The sequence below is a fragment of the Pseudomonas sp. P2S-1 genome, from assembly GCF_057197725.1.
Genome location: NZ_CM170068.1, coordinates 1,342,937 through 1,358,306, shown reverse-complemented (window position 1 = coordinate 1,358,306; position 15,370 = coordinate 1,342,937). Strand labels below are relative to the sequence as shown.

Here is a 15,370-nt window from a genome sequence, read left to right as displayed (position 1 = left end):
TAGATGTTTCAAATGAGTGATTCGATTCAGCCCCTTACGCCAGAGCCCTAGAGGAAATCCCTAGGGCATGTCGGCGAGGCTCAGGCCAGGCGTTCGAAACGGTAGGGCGCCGGGTCGATGATCGGGGTATCCCCGGACACCAGGTCGGCGGCCAGATGACCCGCCGCCGGCGATGTACCGAAGCCGTGGCCGGAAAAGCCGGTGGCCAGGGTCAGCCCTGGAATGGCTGCGACCCTGCCGATCACCGGGTTCGAATCCGGCGTGACATCGATGGTGCCGGCCCAGGCCTGGGCGATTCGCGCCTGTTCGAATACCGGCCAGGCGGCGCGCAGGTTGCGCAGGGCGTCGTCATTGAGGGTCTGGTTGGCCGCCGGGTCCTGGACCCGGACCTTTTCGAACGGACTGACCGCGCCGGCTTTCCAGCGCCGGGCCAATGACAGGTCGTCGAGGAAGTACTTGCCCAGGGAGATCTTCAGGAAATCGCGCTGGGCCTTGAGTTGCGGCAGGTAGCGCCGGCCCAGCAGCAGGTGATCGAGGGTGAGGAAAGCGTCCAGCTTGCCGCGCTGGGTGATGATGAACCCGCCGTCCTTGTGCTTGCGGAAGGAGAAGTCCGGCGCGCCGACGGCGATCTCGGTCGGGCCTTCCATGGGTTCGGTCCGCAGCACCGAGCAGGTCAGCGGCAGGGTCGGCAGGTCGACGCCGTGGTTGCCGAGGAAACGCCGCGACCACAGGCCGCCGGCCAGCAGCACCTGGTCGCAGCGGATCTCGCCGCGCTCGGTCAGCACGCCGCTGACCTTGCCGGCCGCAGTGACCAGAGTGCGTACCGCACAGTTTTCGACGATGACCACGCCCTTGGCCATGGCCGCTTTGGCAATGGCGCTGGAGGCCTGGGTCGGTTCGGCGCGGGCATCGGACTGCGTGAAGATCCCGCCCACCCAGTTGCCCTGGCCGCCGGGCACCTTGTCGGCGATTTCCCGGCTGCTGAGCAGGCGGGTATCGAGGTTCAGGTGCTCGACGCTTTTCAGCCAGGTGGCATGCATGTTCATCTGCGCCTCGTTGCGCGCGATGAACATGATCCCGGCCTGGCGATAACCCACGTCGGCGCCGACCCGTTCCGGCATTTGAGCCCACAGGCGGTCCGCGGCCAGGGCCAGCGGAATGTCGTCGGCGTGACGGCTGGTCTTGCGCACCCAGCCGAGGTTGCGCGAGGACTGTTCGCCGGCGATCCGGCCTTTTTCCACGACCACTACCGGGATTCCGCGTTCGGCGAGGGTCAGGGCGGCGGTCAGGCCGATGATGCCGGCGCCGATGATCACCACGCTGGTGGCGGAAGGCAGTTGCGGGCTGGTCTGTACGGGGTCGATGCTGGGCGACATGGGGGAGACTCTTTGAATGAAATTACTGGCCGAGGTTGATGTGCACGACTTCGGCTTTCGACGCGCCGCGATAGGCGGTGACCTCCAGCTCCACCTTGTAGACCGTGGAGCCCAGAGGCGGGCAGGTGGCGGTACAGGCCGGGTCGATACCGCGGAACTTCGTGCCGATGAAGTCCATGACCTTCGCCACATCGGCCGGATCCTGGATGAACACCCGCGAGCAGACCACGTCGGCCAAGGTTGCATCGACCGCGGCCAGGGCCCGCTCGATATTGGTGAAGACCTGTTCGGCCTGTTCGATCACGTCTTCCGGGATCAGCTTGGTGTCCGGGTTGCGCCCGGCGGTATTGGACACATAGATCCAGTTGTCGACGGCGACCAGCCGCGAGTAGCTGGCCTTTTCCTCGAAGATGGAGCCGCTTTTCACTTTGGTGATCTGGGTCATGGGGAAACTCCTCGTTGAATGGATAAAGGGGGAAATCAGCGCAGGACCGGCTCGTCCCACAGGTTCAGTTTCACGCCGATGCCCAGTTCCACGGCCTTGCGGTACACCACGGTGCCCCAGGCCAGGTCCTCGACCGGCATGCCGCCGACCGACATCAGGATGATTTCCTCGTCGTTCAGGCGGCCCGGGGCGTCGCCGGCGATGATCTTGCCGATGTCCTCGACCTGTTCGGCCTGCAGCGAACCCTCGGCGATCATGTCCATGAAGCGCACGCCCACCAGCGGCACGTAGTTGTGTGCGGGTTTCGGCAACTCTTCGAACCAGGCCTGGTACAGGCCGGTGTTGTCGACCACCTTGCGGATATCGTCCTGTTCCATGCCCGAGCAGATGCTGCACGGCGCCGGCATGGCCAGGAAGGCGCCGGGCTTGACCCACTCGCGGCGCACCAGCGGATAGGTGCTCGGGTCGCCGACTTCGCCGGTGCTGCAATAGGTGACCAGGTCGGAGCCGCGTACCACTTCTTCCAGGCTGTCGACGATGCGGATCGTGGTGATCTGCGGGTAGGTCTGCTCGACCCAGGTAATGAAGCTGTCGAGGCTGCGCTGGCCGCGGCCCTTGATCTTGATGGTGTCCACCTGCGGGCAGGCGGCCATGAACGCAGCGACGGTGGTCTTGCCCATCACGCCTGGGCCGAGCAGGCCGATGACTTTCGAATCCTTGCGAGCCAGATGGCGCGCGCCGACCCCCGGGATCGCCCCGGTGCGGTAGGCCGACAGCAGGTTGGCCGACATGTAGGCCAGGGGCGCGCCGCTATCGGCGTCGTTGAGGGTGAACATCAGGATCGAGCGCGGCAGGCCTTTGTCGCGGTTGGCGATATTGGAGCCGTACCACTTGCAGCCGGAGGTGCGGAAATTGCCGCCGAGGTAGGCGGGCATGGCCATCATGCGCCGGTCGGCGGTGGGCTTGGGCATGTCCGGGAACGGCGAGTTCTCCGGGAAGGTGATCATCGCCCCGTGGGAATCGTTGTTCGGCCCGGCCATGCGGTAATCGCCCCGGTACAGCAGCCCGAACATTTCCTCCATGGTGTCGACGCAGGCCGGCATATCGGTGACACCGGCGCGGATCATGTCCTGCTCGGAAAGGTAGATGAAGTCGATTTTGGTAGTCATGGGGTGATCTCGTGGTACGGCGGGTGTTGTTTTGGGTGTCGACGAGGACGGGTGAAGGTCTCGGCAGCGCCGGTTGGCAGCGTGCGGAGCGATGGCGGGGAGTGTTGCTAACGAGCGGTAGGCAAGTCTTGAGTCTGCGTGTCAGCGGGTTTGACTGTGCGTGACATGGGGGAGGTGTGGTGGGGCTGATGGCGTCATCGCTGGCAAGCCAGCTCTCACAGGTTTTTGTGTTGACCGCAGGATCCGTGACCGACTCGGATACTGTGGGAGCTGGCTTGCCAGCGATGAGGCCCTGAAAGCCAATACACAATCACCGGTGCTACTCTGCCCACCCAAGCCACCCCCGGAGCCCCCATGCCCCAACCCTGGCAAGGTCAGCTCTGGCTGGCCACCGACTACTGCCTGATCGTCGGCAAGGCAGGCGAGACCGGCGTCCATGCCCATTACCCCCACCAACTGCTGATCGCCAGCAGCGGCCAAGTCGAGGCGCTGATCGACGACGTCCCGGCGCACGGCCCGGTGCTCTCCATCGCCTCGGGCCAGTCCCACGCAATCATTGCGACCGGCCAACCCACCCTGACCCTGTACGCCGAGCCACTGGCCTTCGACCTGCCCGAATTACGCCAGCTCTGTGCGCAAACGAACCCGGATAGCGAACAGCTGATCGCAGCACTGTCCGCAATGCCACGCCGCCCCTTGCAACCCCGCCTGTCCAAGGCCCTGCAACGCATCCGTCAACTCGACGCCGACGCGCTACCCGCCGCCGAGATCGCCAGCGCAGCCGCGTTGTCCCTCAGCCAACTGGAACGCCTGTTCAGCGGCGAACTGGGCCTTTCCGTGCGCCGCCTGGTGCTCTGGCAGCGCCTGCGCTTCGCCCTGCAACTGGCACTGTCGGGCTACAGCCTGACCGACGCGGCCGCGACGGCGGGATTCTCCGATTCTGCCCATCTCTCGCGCAGCATCCGCCAGCACTTCGGCATCCGCGCCGACCGCAACCTGCGCCATCTAGACCTTCGCGTACTCGGCTAGCGCATCGCGCAGTCCGGCGGGCACAACGGCCGGCGGGTGGGTTGCCTGGGCGCCATGGAACGGCTGGAGCAGTTGCGCCGCATAGTCCACGGGATAATCCGGGCAGTCACCGATACCCAGATCGTCGTCCGCCAGTTCATAGTCCGGCAGGTACAACGCCGTACCTAACAAACGGTCCCAGACCGGAAAGAACAGGGCGAAATTCACATCGCCGTGGCGCCCGTACTTCAGGTGATGCAGGCGATGCAGCGGCGCCCAGGCGAACACATGGCGCAGCACGCCGAGGCGCATGTCGACATTGCTGTGCTGCAGCAGCAACTGGATCGAGATGCTGAACGCCAGCAGCGCCGTGACCTCCTGGGGCAAGCCGCACAGCAGCAAGGGCAGGGTGCCGCCGAGGGCTTCGAGCAACTGGTGCAGGGGATGCTTCATCAGGCCGTTGAAGCCGTACATGCGGGTGACGCTGTGATGCACCGCATGCAGGCGCCAGAGCAGCGCCGAGCAGTGGCTGGCGTAGTGGACCAGGGTGATCCCGAGGTCGGCGACGACAATCGCCAGCAGCAATTGCAGGCCCAGCGGCCAGTCGGCGGGCCAGATCCCCAGGTCCGGCAGCCACGGCGCAATAAGGGGGATCGCGGCGATGCTGAGCACGTTGAGGGATTCGTTGACGCTGGCGTGGAGCACATCCCGCAGGCGGTCGCGGCGATCGCGGTTCCAGTGCGGGCGATAGGACCAGCGCCATTCGCACAGCAGGCTTACGGCAATCGCCACCAGCAACAACGCCAGCAACCAGCCGAGGCCGGCGCCCCGGTCAGTGATAAGCACCGCAGTGCCGATGAATCCGAAGAAAAACAGCGGGGCGTAGACAAAGCGCATTTCGCGGCTCCAGAACGAGTGGAGCCACGATTTTCAAGCGCCGGCGAGGCATGGCGCTTGTAAAAACGGCGCATCCGGCGTCAGTGAATACTCGACGCCAACTCGAAGATCGGGATGTACATGAGGATCACGATCACCCCGATCAGCAACCCGATAAAGGTCATCAGCAGCGGCTCGAACAGGCGCACGAACCATTCCAGCCAGCGGCTGACTTCTTCGTCGTAGAAGTCGGCGCTGCGCTCCATCATCAGCCCGAGATTGCCTGACTGCTCACCTGCCCGCAGCAGGCGCAGCGACACCGGGGTGACCAACTGGTTGCGCTCCAGCGCGGTCGACAGCGACTGGCCCTCGCGCACCCGCTCGCAGGCCTGGTCGAGGCGCTGGCGGGAGGCGGGGGTGAGCAGGCCTCGGACCATGCCCATGGCAGTGACCAGGGGAATGCCACCTTGCAGCAGGATGCCCAGGGAACGGTAGAAACGCGCCAGTTCATACATGACGATGCGCTGGTGCACGGCCGGGAGCCTTTCGATCAGGCGATCAAGGCCGCGGCGAAACGCCGGCCGGCGCTGGAGCACGGCGAGGGCGCCGATGGCCGCGACGGCGAAGGCGAGAAATTCACCCTGGTGGGCATGCAGGAACAGCCCGCCATTCATCAGGATCCGTGACAGCCAGGGCAGGTCGTTGCCCAGCCCTTCGAACACCAGGCTGAAGCGCGGCACCACGTAGCCCATCAGGAACAACACCACGCCACTGCCGACCACCAGCAACAGCAGCGGGTAGACCGAGGCGCTGATGATCTTCTGCCGTACCTCGTCCATGCGCTGGCGGTAACCGACATAGCGGCCCAGCGCTTCGCCCACGGCCCCGGTCTTTTCGCTGGACTGCACCAGGGCGACATACAGCGGCGGAAACACCGCCGACAACTGGGCCAAGGCCTGGGAGAAGGACTTTCCTTCATACAGCAGGCGCACCAGTTCGCCGAGGGTCTTGCGGGCCTGGGGCGCGCTTTCCTTTTCGGCAAGGCTTTCCAGGGCGTCGATCAACGGCAGGCCGGCGTTGAGCAGGGTGGTCAGCTCCTGGCTGAACAGCACCAGGTTGAAGGCCTCGGCCCGGCGCAGGCGCAATGCCCGCCAGTGTCGCTCGGCCTGCAGGCTAAGCACGCGCAGGCCCTGGTCCTCGACGATGCGCCGGGCTTCGCCGTCGCCCGGGGCCTCGACCGTCAGCGAAACCACACCGGCCTTGCCAACCGCCTTGAGGTGATAGCGCATGGTTGCGGCTCCGGTCATTGCCAGCTGGTGACTTCGGCATTTTCGCCGTCGCCGCCGGGCTGGCCGTCCTTGCCCATGGACAGCAGGTCGTATTCGCCGTGTTCGCCGGGATAGCGATAGGTGTAGGCGCGGCCCCATGGGTCCTGGGGCAGGCTTTTCTGCAGGTAGGGGCCGGTCCAGCGGGACTCGTCGCTAGGCGCGCTGACCAGCGCCTGCAGGCCCTGTTCGGTGGACGGGTAGTGACCGACTTCCAGGCGATACAGATCCAGGGCCTTGGCCAGCCCCTCGATCTGCGCCCTGGCCACCTTGACCTCGGAACGGCCCAACTGGGCGAAGTACTTGGGCGCGACGATGCCGGCCAACAGCCCGAGCACCACCAGGACCACCAGCAGTTCGAGCAGGGTGAAGCCGCGCTGGGCGCGAGGGGAACAACGCAGGTGCTGATTCATGATGACCTCGTGCAGTTGGCGGCGCAGGTGCCGAAAGGACTTATGCAATAGCCGTGCAATAGCCGTGCTCATGCCCGGCATGTTGCCGCACGCCGCGAAAGGCGTGGCCTGGCACTTGCGGCATGGTGCTTGCGTAGGGCTGATCCACGACCGGCGACTGGGGCATAACCCCCACTTTTCGGGGCTGGTCGGGGAGGCCTGCATGACCAGATCACTTACCACCACGCTGCTCGGCGGACTGCTGCTGAGCAGCATCGTCCACGCCGACGTGTTCGTTTCCGTGGATGCCAATGGCAGCTACGTCCTGTCCAACGTCCACCGCCCCGGGCGCCACTATGAACGGATCATCCGCGATGCCGGGACGGCGCAAGCCAGCGTCGAATCCCAGCCGCAACTGATCGCCGGCAAGCCCTACGCCGAGCTGGTGCGGGCGGCGGCGCAGGCCAATCGCCTGCCGGAAGCGCTGCTCCACGCGGTGATCCAGAACGAATCGAATTACGACGCCAGCGCCACGTCGCGCAAGGGCGCCGGTGGCCTGATGCAACTGATGCCCGACACCGCACGGGAAATGGGGGTGGCCGATGTCTACGACCCCCAGGCCAACATCCAGGGCGGCGCCCGCTATCTCAAGCGCCTGATGACCCTGTTCGACAACGACATCAGCCTCGCCGTGGCCGCCTACAACGCCGGGCCGCAAGCCGTGCTCAGCCGCGGCGGAGTGATTCCGCCGTTCGCCGAAACCCAGCGTTATGTCCCCAGCGTGCTGCGCCAGTACCGGCGCCTGCAGGGCCTGGCCGTGGACGCGCCGCTGTGAGCGTTCCCCAACAATGGGTGAAGACCGGTGCTGCGCAAAGTGGGGAAACGGGTGGGGAATATCCCCCGATCCCTCAAGTGGGTGATGCAAGCAACTGAAATTAATAGGGATTTTTTGTGGCACAGGCTTTGCTCCGGCTGGTTCCAGTGAGAATCATCCCCCATGAGCGCCTACAGCGAGGTCCTTGATCATGACCGGCATTCCCCAGGCTCATCACTTGTTCACCCTGTTGTTGCTGGCCACGCAGCTGCTCGGCATGCAGGCGGCCACGGCCGCCGCCCGTTGCGAACGCAACCTGGTGGCGAACGTCGTGGCGCTGGACCAGCCGCTGATGTTCAACCGCCTCGGCGCGCAGAACGCCAACGGCATGATGTTCGCCCTGCGCCGCGATGTGGTCGACGAACATGACCGCTCGCTGGCCGACGGCGGCGCCGCCGTGCCGGGCAAGGTCTCGCTGCGCCCCGACAAGCGTCCGCGGCCCCTGGTGCTGCGGGTCGCCGCCGGTGACTGCCTGACCATCAACCTGCAGAACCTGCTGGCCTACCAGGCCAACCCCGGCAGCCACGAGCAGGGCGACGAGGGCGAGGTCGAAGGCGAAGAGGACATCCGCAACGACGACTTCAAGGTCGATGAACAGGTCACCGACCGCCATGTCGGCTTCCAGGTCAACGGCCTGCAGGCGGTCAACAGCATCGACGACATCGCCAGCTTCACCGGGCGCAACGCCAATACCCTGGTCGCCCCTGGTGGCAGCCGCAGCTACACCCTGTACGCCGAGCGCGAGGGCGCCTTTGCCGCCAGCAGCCGTGGCGCGACCTTCGGCGGCGAGGGCGATGCCGGCAACGTCGCCAACGGCCTGTTTGGCGAGGTGGTGGTGATGCCCAAGGGCGGGCGCAGCTACCGCAACACGATCACCGAAGAAGAAATGCGCCTGGCCTCCACCGGCCGCGCGCCCACCGGCCAGCCGATCGTCGACTACCAGGCGCGCTACCCGCAGCGCGAGCCGTGGATCCGCGAAGGCAAGGCCGGCACGCCGATCATCAACATGGTCGACGGCAATGAAATCGTCTCCAGCGAAAGCGATGCGATCGTCATGGGTAGCAACGCCGACGGCAGCTTCCCGCCTTCGACCTACGCCCTGGAAGCCGTTGGCAAGCGCAACCCGGCGGTGCCCAACCGGCTCGAACCGTTCCGCGACTTCGCCTCGCAATTCCAGGACGAAACCGCCGCCACCCAGGCCTTCCCGGCGTACTGGGACGACCCGGTCATGGCCCATGTGCTGGAGCCGACCCGCGATTCCTTCATGATCAACTACGGCTCTGGCGGCATGGGCGCCGAAGTGGTTGCCAACCGCCTGGGCGTGGGGCCGATGCATGACTGCCTGTCGTGCGCCTACGAAGAGTTCTTCCTCAGCTCCCACACCGTCGGCGACGTCGCCATGCTGGTGGACGTACCGGCCAACGCCGGCCTGGAGAACATCCGCCCCGGCGAAGTGCCGCGTGCCGACCAGATCGGGGTCAAGGCGAGCATGGCGCTGTACCCGTCGGAGCCGTCGAACGTCAACCACAGCTACATCGGCGACTTCGTCAAGTTCCGCAACACCCACAACGGCCATGAGCAACACATCTTCCACCTGCACGGGCATCAATGGCTGTTCAACCCCAACGACGACAACTCCGACTACGTGGACGCCCAGGGCATCGGCCCGGGCGCCGGCTACACCTACGAAATCGCCAACGGCGGCTCGGGCAACCGCAACCGCGTGGCCGGCGACGCCATCTATCACTGCCACTTCTACCCGCACTTCGCCCAGGGCATGTGGGCCATGTGGCGGGTCCATGATGTGTTCGAGGAAGGTACCCGCCTGGAAGTCTCGCAACAGGGCAACGACGGCTACCACACCGAACCCTTCGCCCTGCGCAGCGGCAAGCCGGCAGCCGGTGCCCGGGCCTTGCCCGATGGCGAGATCATCGCCGGTACGCCGATCCCTGCCGTGGTGCCGCTGCCGGGCAAGGCCATGGCGCCGATGCCGGGCAAGGTGGCGGTGGTGCCACGCATCAGCGAGACCCTGATCGCCGGCAACCACGATGATGATGACGAGGAAGAGGACGATGACGACGGCGGCCATCACGGTGGCGGCGCCCAGGCCATCGGCTCGCTGGCCCTGGTGGACCGCAGCGAAGCCAACCGCAATGCCGACGGCAGCCTGAAGAACCCCGGCTATCCGTTCTGGATCGGCGGCATGGAAAGCTCGGTCGGCCAGCGCCCGCCGACGCCACCGCTGGACATGCTCGACGCCGCCAAGGCCCAGGCCCTGAAGAACAGCGGCAAGGCGCTGTGGGCCAATATCGACCCGGCGCAGTCCGGCGGCTGGGACGGCGGCCTTGGCCGGCACTCGCTGGACGGTTTCTCGGCCGGCGGCGAGGCGCACACCATCACCACTTCCCTGGACTTCTCCAAGGAAGTCACCCGGGCCAAGCCGCTGTACCTGCCGGAGGAGGGCACCGAGGTGGAACAGGCCGCCATGGCCTTCCACGCGAAAAAGGACCACCCCAGCTACGCCTTGCTGCCCGGCAGCCAGATCGTCGCGCGCAACTTCCGCACCAACGGCGCCTTGCCGGTGGCCGGGGCGCCGTACTACGAGCCGTGCATGGATGACCGGCAGAAACGCCTGACCAGCAGCGCCGGCCTCGGCGAGTTCAACAGCGGCGAGCGCATGGACGGGCTGTCGTTCACCGGCTCGTCGACCTACACCGCCGATCGCCCACGGGTCTACAAGGCCGCCAACATCCAGTTCGACGCGGTGTACAACAAGGTCGGCTACCACTTCCCGCAGGCGCGCATCCTCGCCCTGTGGGAAGACGCCTGGCCGGTGATCACCAAGCAGCGGCCGCCTGAGCCGCTGGTGATGCGCATGAACACCTTCGACTGCGTGCAGTACCAGCAGACCAACCTGGTCCCGGCCACCTACGAGATGGATGACTACCAGGTGCGCACGCCCACCGACGTGATCGGCCAGCATATCCATCTGCCGAAATGGGACCTGACCGCCGCCGACGGCTCGGCCAACGGCTGGAACTACGAAGACGGCGTGCTTTCCCCCGGCGCGGTGCAAGAGCGCATCCATGCCATTCGCGTCTTCAACCAATGCAGCGAGGCTGACCCGCGCGACGGCACCCCGGCCTGCCCGAAAGCCCGCAACCACCCGTACTTCGGCCAGTTCGGCCGGGCCGACTGGGTCGGGGCGCGGACCGCGATGCAGCGCTGGTTCGTCGACCCGGTGGTCAACACCAAGGGCGTCGATCGCGGCCTGGGCACCATCTTTACCCACGACCACCTCGGCCCATCGACCCACCAGCAGATCGGCCTGTACGCCACCGTGCTCGCCGAGCCTGCCGGCTCCACCTGGTTCCACGCCGAGACCGGCGAGCCGCTGTACAGCGGCGCGCGCCAGGACGGCGGTCCGACCTCGTGGCAGGCAGTGATTTCCACCGGTGATCTGGACGGCGACGGCAAGAACGACAGCTTCCGCGAGTTCTTCCTGGAATACAGCGACTTCCAGCACGCCTATGAAGCCGGCGTGTATGTCGGTGCCGGGCCCAACGGCGTGCCCAATCCACAGGCGTTCCCGGCCACGGCGGACAGCTTCCGCTACGCCATCAACCCGCCGGTGCGCAACAACGCCAGCAACCTGCTCGAAGGCATCCTCGAAGTGCAGGGCGGCCAGGTCCCGGGGTGCCCGACCCGGCCGTGCCCGCAAGCCATCTCGGTGGATGACCCGGGCATGTTCGTCATCAATTACCGCAACGAGCCGCTGGCCCTGCGGGTCTACGACCCGAACAAGGTCGGCCCGGACGGCAAGCGCGGCATGCAGGCCGACGGCCTTGGCGGCGATCTCTCCTACGCCCTGCAAAGCCGCACCGACCGCGCCATCCCGGCGATGAACCTGGCGCCCAACCTGATCACCAGCGCCACCGGGCCTACCGGCGGCACCACCCTGTTCCCGCCGCACATCAACCGTGGCGGCGCCGAGCCGGGCGACCCGTTCACCCCGATGCTGCGCACCTACACCGGCGACAACGTGCGCCTGCGGGTGCATGCCGGCGGCCATGAAGAGGAGCACAACGTCACGCTGCACGGGGTGAAATGGCTGCAAAGCGGCTCCGGGTTCGGCAACAGCTCCAACTCCGGCTGGCGCGCCTCGCAGATGATCGGGATCTCCGAGCAGATGGGCTTTATCGCTCCGGTCTCGATGCTCTCCAGTTCGGCGGCGACCACCGGCGACTACCTGTACTCCATGGACGCCTCGCTGGAAGGCTACTGGAGCGGCATCTGGGGCGTGATGCGCAACTACACCGCGCAACGCGCCGACCTGTTCGCCTTGCCCAACAACCCGAAACCGGCGGGCATGCGCAACACCGTGGCCTTCGACGGCACCTGCCCGCGGATCAGCGCCAACCCCAACGGCATCGGCACCCGGCCGACGGTGCAGCGCAACTATGAAGTGGTCGCGGCGCTGGCCAACGACATCCTCGGCAACTCCCTGGGCCTGACCATCGGCGACCCGGCCGGCCTCGGCCAGCACGTCGGCGGCCCGCTGAATCCGGCGGGCGGCACCCTGGTCTACAACGCGCGGCCAGTGAATATCCCGCAGGTCACCGTGACCGACCCCGAGGATGGCGTGACCATGACCATCGGCGGGCAAAGCGGCCCGCTGCATGATCCGACCGCGATCCTGTACGTACGCAAGGCCGATCTCGACCCGGTCAGCGGCAAGCTGAAAGCCGGCGTGCCGGTGGAGCCACTGGTGCTGCGTGCAGCGGCCGGCGACTGCCTGAACATCACCCTGGAGAACCGCCTGCCCAGCGTCATGCCCGACCTGACCCAGACCGCCGTGATGCAGGGCGTGGTCAAGCGCGACCGCAACGCCGGCACCGGCTCGACCACCTTCAGCAACAACCTGATGCGGCCGTCCAGCCACGTTGGCCTGCATGCGCAACTGCTGGCCTACGACATCACCAAGTCCGACGGCGTCAACGTCGGTGCCAACCCGATCCAGACCGTGCCACCCCGGGTCGGCAACAGCGGCGCCTGGCCGACCCGCACCTACCAGTACTACGCGGGGCACCTGGAGCGCGAAGGCAAACCGGTGACCCAGGTGGGCCGCAGCGTCGACAACATCAACGCCACGGCAGTCGAGTTCGGCGGCCTCAACCTGACCCCGGCGGACGTGATCAAGCAGGGGCAGAAAGGCCTGGGTGGCGCCATGAGCATCCTGCCGATCGGCGCCACCTGGGTCGAAGACGCGCGCAAGGTCAACGCCACGGTGACCGCACCGGGGCAAACCCCGTACCGCGATTTCGCCATGGTCTGGCAGAAGGCGCTGAACCAGCGCTGGGCCAATGGCCGGCCGGTGGAAGGCATTGCCGCCGAAGGCATGGGCGTACCGACCGACCCGCAGGACAACTCCAGCATGGCCATCAACTACAAGACCGAGCCGCTGTGGTATCGCTTCGGCCTGGCCCCGGACGCGCCGTTCGGCCACGCCGATGGTGCCGGCTACGGCGACGTGCCCAATGCCCACATGGCCTACAGCAATGCGCTGGTGGGCGGCGATCCGCAAACTCCGGTGCTCTACGCCAGGCCGGGGCAGCCGTTCCGCACCCATATCCTGATGCCGACCGGTGGCAGCCGCGGCACCACCTTCCAGCTCGACGGGCACGTCTGGTCGGTCAACCCGTTCGTGTCGGAGAAGAGCGATACCGGTGGCTACCCGATGGGCGCGCCCGGCGTGGGTTCGGTGCGTTTCGGCTGGAACCCGATGTCGATGTTCATCGGCGCTCATGAAAGCGTGCTGCCTGCGGCGCACTTCAGCTTCATGCACCCGAGCGCCGGGGGCATCAATGCGATCCCCGGCGACTACCTGTTCCGCGACTACGCCGCCTACGGCAACACCGCCGGGCTCTGGGGGCTGCTGCGGGTGACCAACGACCCTGAACCGGCACCGCCAGCCCAGTGAGGAGCAGCGCCATGAACAAACGCGCATATGGATGGCTGGCCGCGGCCTGGCTGATGGCTCCCGGGGCCCAGGCCCTGGCAACCGGGGCCGAGCAGACGCTGGTCCGCGACGGGGTGTCCGTCGCCCTGCAAGTCGCGCCGCTGGCCAGGGACGGTGTGCTGCGCGAAGGGGAATTTGCCGATGTGCGCTTTCGCATCACCGACAGCGCCTCCGGCCAGCCCCTAGCCGGTGTGGCACCGGGCGCCTGGATCGACCCGCAGGTGGCGGCCGCCGATGCCGCCCAGGGCCGCGAACAAAGCTGCAAGGCGCGGGTCGGGGTGTTTCTCAAGTCGAATATCGGCGCGCGGCCGGTGCTCGACCTCAACAGCTACTTCCTCCTGGTGATGAACCGCGACGCCAGCGTGGCGGTGGTCGATCCGCAGGTGTCGGTCGGTGGTATCACCAGCACCCTGGCGCGGATCGAGCTGAACAAGCCGCCCATGGACTGGGTCACGCCGAAGGACAACAAGCGGGTGTTCGTCTCCATGCCTGCGGCCGGTGAAGTGGCGGTGATCGACAGCGAGCAGTTCAAGGTCATCGACTCGGTCAAGGCCGGCGACAACCCGGTGCGCGTGGCCCTGCAGCCGGACGAGCGCTTGCTGTGGGTCGGCAACAATGCCCCGGAAGTGGGGCAATCCGGGGTCACGGTGATCGATGCGCAGCGCCTCAAGCCGCTCAGGCACCTGGTCACCGGCGCCGGTCATCACGAGATCGCCTTCAGCAAGGACAGCCGGCATGCCTTCGTCAGCAACCGCGACGACGGCACGGTCAGCATCATCGACATCGCCAGCCTGACCCTGGTCAAGCAGCTCAAGACCGGTGCGCACCCCTTGTCGCTGGCGTACTCGCCGTTGTCCCAGGCGGTGTATGTCGCCGATGGCCGCGACGGCACGGTGACGGTGATCGACGCCGCCAGCTTCGCGGTGCGGCGTGTCGTGCAGTTGCAGCAGGGGCTGGGTCCGATGGGCTTCAGTGCCGACGGGCGCTTCGGCATCGTCCTCAATACCCTGGAAAACCGCGCTTCGGTGATCGACGCGGGGAATGACGCGCTGATCCATGAGCTGGAGGTGTCCGCCGAGCCGTACCAGGTGGTCTTCACCCAGGCCTACGCCTATATCCGCGGCCTGGCCTCGCCGAAGGTGACCTTGCTCAACCTGGCCTCGCTGGGCGCCGGGCGCACGCCGATCAGCCAGACCTTCGAGGCCGGCCCGCAGGCCCCGCGCCTGGCCGGCGACCTGCCGCTGGCGTCGAGCCTGGCGGTATCGCGGGATGACAACGCGGTGTTCGTGGTCAACCCGGTGGACAACACCACCTACTTCTATGCCGAGGGCATGAACGCGCCGATGTCCGGCTACCCCAACCGCGGCCAGGTGGCTCGCGCCGCGCTGGTCATCGACCGCAGCCTGCGCGAGCAGGAACCGGGGCTGTACAGCGCGCGGGTGCGGCTGCCACCGGCCGGGCGCTTCGACGTGGCCTTCCTGCTCAACCAGCCGAACATCATCCATTGCTTCAGCACCCTGGTCGAGCCCGCCAGGGACGTAGCCAGCGTTCCGGGCGTGGCCAAGGTGGAATTCCTCCTCGACAGCAGCACCGCTGCGATCGGCAGCCCGTACCTGGTGCGCTTCCGCATCGTCCAGGGCAAGCAGGCCGTGCAGCGCAGCGGGCTCAAGGACGTCCAGTTGCGCTACTTCCGCGCGCCATCCTCGCGGGCCACCACCGTGGCGGCGCGGGAGGTGGGCGAGGGCGTCTACGAGGTGCCGTTGACCCTCGACCAGCCCGGCGCCTGGTACCTGCATGTACGCGCCGCGTCGCTGGGCGCGGGGTTCGGCGACAAGACCTTTGCCAGCGTCCGGGTCGTGCCCGGCGCCGCCCACTGAGAGGACATC

Annotated in this window: 10 protein-coding genes; 4 read left to right on the top strand and 6 right to left on the bottom strand. The window is 66.7% G+C overall.

What is annotated here, in order from left to right; all coding sequences use genetic code 11:
* Positions 1-80: 80 nt before the first annotated feature.
* Genes AC2CQI_RS06170 through AC2CQI_RS06160 form a run of 3 tightly spaced genes read right to left on the bottom strand, consistent with a single transcriptional unit; the run spans position 81 to position 2,990 of the window.
* Positions 81-1,376, bottom strand: coding sequence for an NAD(P)/FAD-dependent oxidoreductase (locus tag AC2CQI_RS06170; RefSeq protein WP_484579543.1), 1,296 nt, complete (start codon positions 1,374-1,376; stop codon positions 81-83).
* Between the two features lie 22 nt (positions 1,377-1,398).
* Entirely contained in the window at positions 1,399-1,821 is a 423-nt protein-coding gene (locus AC2CQI_RS06165) for a RidA family protein (RefSeq protein ID WP_484579542.1), read from the bottom strand.
* A gap of 35 nt (positions 1,822-1,856) precedes the next feature.
* Positions 1,857-2,990 (bottom strand): ornithine cyclodeaminase family protein, encoded by a 1,134-nt coding sequence (locus AC2CQI_RS06160; RefSeq protein WP_075805690.1) that lies wholly within the window; start codon positions 2,988-2,990, stop codon positions 1,857-1,859.
* 354 nt (positions 2,991-3,344) lie between these two features.
* On the opposite strand from AC2CQI_RS06160, the gene AC2CQI_RS06155 reads away from it, so the two are divergent.
* Positions 3,345-4,019 carry a helix-turn-helix transcriptional regulator gene (locus AC2CQI_RS06155; RefSeq protein ID WP_484579541.1) on the top strand — a complete coding sequence of 225 codons (675 nt, stop codon included), beginning with the start codon at positions 3,345-3,347 and terminating at the stop codon, positions 4,017-4,019.
* Here the strand turns inward: AC2CQI_RS06155 and AC2CQI_RS06150 are convergent.
* The 3 genes from AC2CQI_RS06150 to gspG form a co-directional block, all read right to left on the bottom strand.
* Positions 3,996-4,895, bottom strand: coding sequence for a sterol desaturase family protein (locus tag AC2CQI_RS06150; protein ID WP_484579540.1), 900 nt, complete (start codon positions 4,893-4,895; stop codon positions 3,996-3,998). The genes AC2CQI_RS06155 and AC2CQI_RS06150 overlap by 24 nt on opposite strands.
* Positions 4,896-4,975: 80 nt before the next feature.
* Positions 4,976-6,163 carry a type II secretion system F family protein gene (locus AC2CQI_RS06145; protein WP_484579539.1) on the bottom strand — a complete coding sequence of 396 codons (1,188 nt, stop codon included), beginning with the start codon at positions 6,161-6,163 and terminating at the stop codon, positions 4,976-4,978.
* A gap of 14 nt (positions 6,164-6,177) precedes the next feature.
* Positions 6,178-6,612 (bottom strand): type II secretion system major pseudopilin GspG, encoded by a 435-nt coding sequence (gene gspG, locus AC2CQI_RS06140; protein ID WP_484579538.1) that lies wholly within the window; start codon positions 6,610-6,612, stop codon positions 6,178-6,180.
* Between the two features lie 202 nt (positions 6,613-6,814).
* On the opposite strand from gspG, the gene AC2CQI_RS06135 reads away from it, so the two are divergent.
* The 3 genes from AC2CQI_RS06135 (at position 6,815) to AC2CQI_RS06125 (ending at position 15,361) form a co-directional block, all read left to right on the top strand.
* A complete protein-coding gene (locus AC2CQI_RS06135) occupies positions 6,815-7,426 on the top strand; it encodes a lytic transglycosylase domain-containing protein (RefSeq protein WP_484579537.1) in 612 nt (203 codons plus the stop codon).
* 190 nt (positions 7,427-7,616) lie between these two features.
* Positions 7,617-13,445 carry a manganese-oxidizing multicopper oxidase MnxG gene (gene mnxG / locus AC2CQI_RS06130; protein WP_484579536.1) on the top strand — a complete coding sequence of 1,943 codons (5,829 nt, stop codon included), beginning with the start codon at positions 7,617-7,619 and terminating at the stop codon, positions 13,443-13,445.
* 53 nt (positions 13,446-13,498) lie between these two features.
* Positions 13,499-15,361 (top strand): cytochrome D1 domain-containing protein, encoded by a 1,863-nt coding sequence (locus AC2CQI_RS06125; RefSeq protein WP_484580587.1) that lies wholly within the window; start codon positions 13,499-13,501, stop codon positions 15,359-15,361.
* Positions 15,362-15,370 lie beyond the last annotated feature (9 nt).